2 protein-coding genes are annotated in these 6,677 nt (G+C 43.4%); one reads left to right on the top strand and one right to left on the bottom strand.

The genetic code is table 11. The annotated features are described in order from the left end of the window. Positions 1–149: 149 nt before the first annotated feature. Positions 150–3,104, bottom strand: a complete 2,955-nt coding sequence (locus tag AC4E96_RS01520; protein ID WP_490254691.1) for a hypothetical protein — start codon at positions 3,102–3,104, stop codon at positions 150–152. 438 nt (positions 3,105–3,542) lie between these two features. Here AC4E96_RS01520 and AC4E96_RS01515 point away from each other — a divergent pair, with 438 nt between their 5' ends. Then, on the top strand, positions 3,543–6,584 hold the full coding sequence (locus AC4E96_RS01515; protein ID WP_490254690.1) for a TonB-dependent receptor: 3,042 nt from the start codon (positions 3,543–3,545) through the stop codon (positions 6,582–6,584). Positions 6,585–6,677 lie beyond the last annotated feature (93 nt).

Genomic DNA, 6,677 nt, shown 5'->3' with positions numbered 1-6,677 from the left:
ACCTTTGGCCTAAGATATAGTCTAGTGAGTGAGTCAGAGATGTCAGTATAAGAATTGTGAAAGTTTGTTAATAAAAAACCCAGCCGAAGCTGGGTTTTGTTAGTTCTAAGTACGAACGCTAATTCGTATTTATTAATTTCAAAACTAAATTATTGGGCAGTAACCGTAAGTGTTTTGTTTACGTCATCAAACACAAACTTGTACGTGCCTGCTGGCTCTTGGAAGCTAATGTTCTTAGAGTCATTACCACCAGTCAGCGTCATTGGAACACCAAGTTCAATTACGTTCGTGCCAGCAGCTTCTTGCTCAGCACTTGCACCATAGTTGAAGCCAAATGAACCACCCCAACCTTCGTCAGCAATCTTGAAGAAACCAGTACCAGTTGTCGTCACAACACCTGTGTAAACATGGCTTGCTTCCATATCGTCTGTAGTAGCAGTTGCAGGCTCAAAGTTTAGACGCATTGTTTCATCAGCAGCCCAATCACCTGTACCGTAAATACCACCACGGATGTAGATCGGTGCTTCAACAACTTTTACTTCACCTTTCGCTTTACCATTGAAGTCAATAACAAATTGATAAGCCGTAGATTTAGAAGGAACAACTTGCATGTTACCGAAGTTATCAGTTACCTCTTCACCTTCTGTAGAGAAGGTATACGCACCGTAACCTTGGTCAACTGGACCACCCCAAGCTTGGCTAGCAAACTTAAAGTTGTGGTTTGCACCAGCTTCTAGGCCGTAAACAACAGAGTAAGTACGTGCTTCTTTGTTATAAACCATTTGATCTTCTGCTGGAGCCGGGTCACCCCAACCTGTCATCGTACCGCGGATGTAGATGTCGTTTGAACCGTATGGAACACCTTTAATTGCTGTGAATGTAGGTGCGCTTGCGTCTGAATAATCAAGTACAAAGTCGTACTCGCCATCTTCTGCAATCGTTAGGCTCATCGCTTCACCACCATCAACGATGTCAACTGGTGTATCAAGAGTAAGTACTTCGTTACCTGCTTCAACACCTACTGCGTAGCTATTTGCTTCGTCAGCGATAACCAGGTTGTAAGTACCAGCTGTTAATGCCTGACCTTCTAATACGTACTTGCCACTGTTGAAGCTAAGCTCAACTGTGTCTGTATTGATTGTAAGGCTAGGGAACGCTTTCACTGGCACTTGTGCAACAGATAGTGATGCATCAGATGCTTGCTCAGCATTAAATGTGAACTGGTAAACACTAGTATCTTGCATATTGATACCAATGTCTTGACCTACGCCTTCACCGGCCGTTAATGCTTTCGCTGCACCGCCAACAACAAGTGCGTCACCGCCTTTCACACCACCGTATGTCGCTGCTTCTGTCCAATCAGCGTCAGCAATCTTAAAGTTATATGAAGTGAAACAGTCAGTTTCACAAGCAAAGTCGCCGTGGTTTGCACCAGCTGCAAGTTTAAGCACAGATTCAGCAGGGATAGTGATCATTAAGTCTTTCACTTCTGGCGTTTCAGCGCCTTCAGGAAGCATTAACATATTACCGTCAGCTGCCAATGTTACTTCCGTACCATCTGCTCTAGTGAATACAGTGTTTGCTGGGATGTTGTCTAAATCAAGTGTAAAGTCAACATTGTTACCTTCGTCATCAACTGGTTGTACGAACGTTAATGTCGCACCAGCCGCAGTTTCAACTTCAACTTCAACGTCAGCACCAAACGTTAGCTCTACGCCTTCAGGGTGAGCGCCGTATTCGAATAGTTTACGGTATTGACCGTCAGCTACTTTTTCAAATTCAGTGCCGTCTGTTGGGTTACCCCAATCATTAAAGCCACCACGAAGTAAGAATGTTGTTTCTGGGTCGAATTCAGCCACACACTTAGATGCGATATCAACCTGGCCTACACCAACGGCATAAGTGCCTTCTGGGCAGTTAGGGATTGCTTGACCTACACAAGCTTCGCCAGCTTCGTCTAGAGTTGTACCCCAGTCACACGACTTACTACCAGATGAAGCACCTAATAATGGATGTTGGTTTGCTAGGTAAGCACCGTCCATTAAGTTAGCTGGAATTCCTTCTTGGAAGAAAGAAATCTTGTCTGGATTTTGGAATACTACGTCACCTGATTTACCAAGTGGAATCATGGCATCGTTTTGAGTAATAAACTTGTCGCCAGTTGACTTGTTATAAACAATCATGTTGCCACAAGCTGAAGGCTCTGCAACCAAGTCTAAAATCCAGTACATACCGTAGTTGTCATCGATATCTGTACTTGCTTTACCTGAACCCCAAGCTGTTACACTTGTTTCTTCATCGTATGCAGTACAGTTAGCGTTGTTCCACGTATGAATAGTAATGTCAGCGTAGTTATCTGCAGTTTGCTCACCGTTTTTACGGAAGAACAACACGGCTTTACCTTCAGCAGATGCATCAATTGCCGCTTGTGGAATTGCAGGTTGGTCATCTGCTAATGGGTTTTCTTCAGGAACGATACAGTCGTAAGTGCCTGACTCGTCTAATGCTTTGTAGTTAGGGCATTCTGTTGGTGGCGTGTAACACGCTTCTTCACCATTGTTTGCTGCCGATAGAGACAACTCCATGCCTAATTTCGCTTTTGCTAAACGCTGAGATTTACCAAGGTAGTCTGTCTCTGGCACGGTCGCGAACCATTCATCAAACCACTCATCAAAACCGTCACCGAAGATAACGTCTTGCTTTTGACCGATTTTGAATTGGCGCGCTTCTTCTTTCGCGATGACTTGGCGAGCTTCTTCTTCCATTGTTAAACCTAACACTGGGTATAGGTCAACTTCAGAGAAGTCAAATTCGTAAGGATTAAAAGATGCCGCAAAAGCCGCAGCTTCATCTTCGGTTGCACCATCTGGGTAAGAAATTTCTAGAGCAACTGCTTGTAACTTTTCAACTTCACTTTCAGAAAGTGGGTGAAAGTCTGCATCAACAGTTTGAACGATATCTGGTAGTTTACACCAAAGACCTGTCTTAGTGGCTTCATCAAAAACCACTTCTTTATCGATGGTTTCTTCCTCTGTACCACAGCCAGATAAGACTGTAGCCGTCGCTAACGCAGCTAGCGACAAAGGCTTTAACTTGAAATTCATAGGAAATAACTCCAATTAACTCGTGTTTAGTTATTAGGTGCTATTTAGTCAATTTGTCCACTTGCCACGGCTCAAAAACAAGTGTTGGTAATACAAAAACCCTGTTAGTATTTTTACTGTCGCTGTAATTGGTGTTGCCTAGTTACAGCTTGGTTGATTACCTGTCCGAAAAAACGTTGTATGCAATACACTCAACATAACGAATTTATATAAGCCCGCCGCCTTTGTATACACCTATATATAGTGTGCCATTATGAATACGTATGCGAACAAGATGTAGCTTGTAGTCTGGCTTACAAGTCTTTACTGTTGCATACGTTGCCATAAAATATAATTTTTATAAGTGTATATAAACGCTATTTAAAGTGAATTGTTCAGTCCGAAACTAACAACCACACTCTTCAAAAACATAACAACAACTTGTTTTGAGGAACAGACATGAAAAAGTTCAAGCCAAGTGCTCTGTCATTAGCATTAATGCTAGGCGGGGTTACTATCGCTTCGATGCCGACTTTTGCGAACGAAGAAGTAGAAAAAAACGCAAAGGCCACAACAGAAGCTAAAAAAGCAGAAGCCAATTCTGACGTCGAAGTTATTGAAGTACGCGGCTTCCGACGCAGCCTTATCGAATCATTAAACACTAAACGTTATTCAGACACAGTTGTCGAAGCTGTTTCTGCCGATGACATGGGTGCACTACCTGACGTATCGATTGCAGATGCCATCTCTCGTCTTCCTGGTGTAACAGCTGTCCGTTCAGGTGGTCAATCAAGCGAATTAAACATTCGTGGTATGTCTGGTGGTTTCGTATTCGCAACCCTTAATGGCCGTGAAGTTGTTACAGACCAAGGTGGTCGTTCTGTACAGTTTGACCAGTACCCATCAGAATTAATTAATCAAGTACAAGTATACAAGTCGCAAAAAGCGTCTCTTGTAGAAGGTGGTGTTGCCGGTTCAATCGAACTTCAAACTGCCAATGCACTTGAAAACGAAAAAGAACACACATTTGGTATCCAAACTAAGCTGAGCTACAACGATTCAGCCGATGAGCACCCGGATGCCGATCCACTTGGTAACCGTTTTAGTCTTTCTTACCAAGGTAAATACTTAGATGAAACATTAGGTGTTTCTCTAGGTTACGCGCGTCTTCAGCAACCGCGTATTTCAACTCAATTTGTTAACTACCAGCCTCGTTTAGGTAAATTGCCATTTGACGGTGCACAAGACGGTGGTATTACTCAGCCGGTTCTTGATGAAAAAGGCAATGTGATTGGTGAAGAGCCAGGTTACTACGTTGTTCCTCAAGGCTTCGAGCTGATGGCTCGTGGTGGTGAAGAGCTACGTCAAGGTCTGATGGGTTCATTAACTTATGTACCTCGTGACGACCTTACTATTACTGTTGATGGTTTTTACTCTAAGTTTGACTCTGAAGGTATCGACCGTGGTTACCGTATAAATGGTATTGGTGGCATCCTAGATGGTTCTAGCATTGACTTTGAAAAGCCAATCTTAGCGGGACCTAATGATGAATATATTGTTGGTGGTACTTACTACCGTGATAAGGGCGATGTTAACCCTAACCCTCCATACCCGCGTTTCTCAAACACGTTAACAATGCAAACTCAAGCAGATGACAACACAACTGAAAGTGAAGTAATGTCATTTGGTGTGAATGCAGAGTGGATTGTAAACGATGATTTAATCGTAGAGTTTGACCTTGCGCACTCTGAAGGTGAGTCAGATTACCGCGATGAAGTTATGCGTTTAGCAATTTTTGAAGACGCAAACGTAACAAACCCAGTGGTTACGGACGATATCGTCGTTAATGTCGAAACAAATGGTCTAAACTTGCCAAACTTGTCTTTCAATCAAGACATTACGCAGGCATTAACAGACCCTAACCGTGCAATGGTTACATCGTTAGAAAAATACCCTCATTTAGAGAATAACGAGTCTAACTCTTTTGCTATCGATGCAAACTACGCGCTAGATAACGAGTACTTCTCATCATTTGAGACAGGTATTCGTATTGCCGACCGCTCTTATCAGAACAAACGTCAAGCCTACAACTACGGTGAAGTCGCAGGTTACGGTGTAAACTTACGTAACGGTAACTACATCTTAGCGTATGACGCCGATGGCAACCCAATCGAATCTGAAACGTACCGCCCTTACAAGCTTAAAGAAGGCGAGTACAAAGTTGTACAGTTAGAAGGTGATTTCGCGAACTTCCCAGCGTTCATCTCGGTTGATAACAGCTACATCGAACGTGTTTGGCTAGGTAATGAAGACACTAATGCATACCAAGACTGGCGCTACGATTGGACGATTTGGCAAGAAAGTGAAATCGAAGAAGAAACACTTGCCGCTTACTTCCAAGGTAATATCGACACTGAGTTCATGGGCTACCCTGTTTCTGGTAACGTAGGTGTTCGTGTTATTCGTACGACACAAACAGCTCATGGTGTTGAAGACCCAATCGTTGCAGGTGAAGGTGACCCGATTACGGATGACCTAGGTGTAACCAAACGCACTTACAACTACACGACATTAAGCGAAGAGTTTACTGATGTCCTTCCATCACTTAACTTAAACTTCCAATTGTCTGACAATGACCAATTGCGTTTTGCTGCGGCAAAAGTAATGTCTCGTCCAGACATGGCTGATATGGCGGTAAGTGGTGCTTGGTCATACAACCCAGATGAGTTTGATAAGTCAGTTCAAGAAGCCGACTTAAATCGTGATACGACGCCAGAAGTTCGTCCATTCTACGCAACTCAGTTCGACCTTTCTTATGAGCATTACTTCACAGAAACAGAAGGCGCGTTTGTCTTTGCTTTATACTACAAAGACATCGAGAACTTCCCTGAGAAAGTAACAATCCAAGACTACGACTTCGAAGCGGACGGCATTGAAGTTCCGGCAATCAACCCTACTAAGGGTACGCCAGTAGTTCCAGGTGACTACTCAGTATTGTTAAACAACGGTAAAGGCGGTTTCTTCCGCGGTTTCGAAGTTGCTTATACACAAACGTTTAACTTCTTACCTGATTTGTGGAAAGGTTTAGGTGTAAGTGCCTCTTACTCTTACACAGATTCAGAAGTTACGTCTGAGTTTGAAGCGGTATCTGGTCTTGGTGACGAAACAACACCATACCCATTCTTATCGCCTCGTGTATGGTCAGCGACGGTGTTCTATGACTATGACGAAACGTTCTCGACTCGTGTGAATGCACGTTACCGTGAAGAGTACGTTGGTAACCAAATCGCTATCGGCGATCAACAAAAAGCGTTCTTCGCAGAAGAGCTAGTTGTTGACTTCCAAGCGTCTTACCAATTCTCTGAAGAGCTACAGGGTGTATTCTCTATAAACAACGTAACGGACGAACCAAACCGTTCTTACTTTGGCTCTCAAGCGGCAACGGGTACACTTCAGTACTTCGGTCGTCAGTTCTACGTTGGTCTTAACGCTAAGTTCTAATGGCGATGCCATAAACAACGCGTAAGAGCAATGTGAAGCTCACGAATAAAACTGCCGCTTTTGCGGCAGTTTTTGTTTGTGCCAAATACCAAG

This window comes from Psychrosphaera sp., from assembly GCF_982872775.1.
Note: the sequence above shows the minus strand (reverse complement) of the source record. Positions and strands in the feature narration are given on the sequence as shown.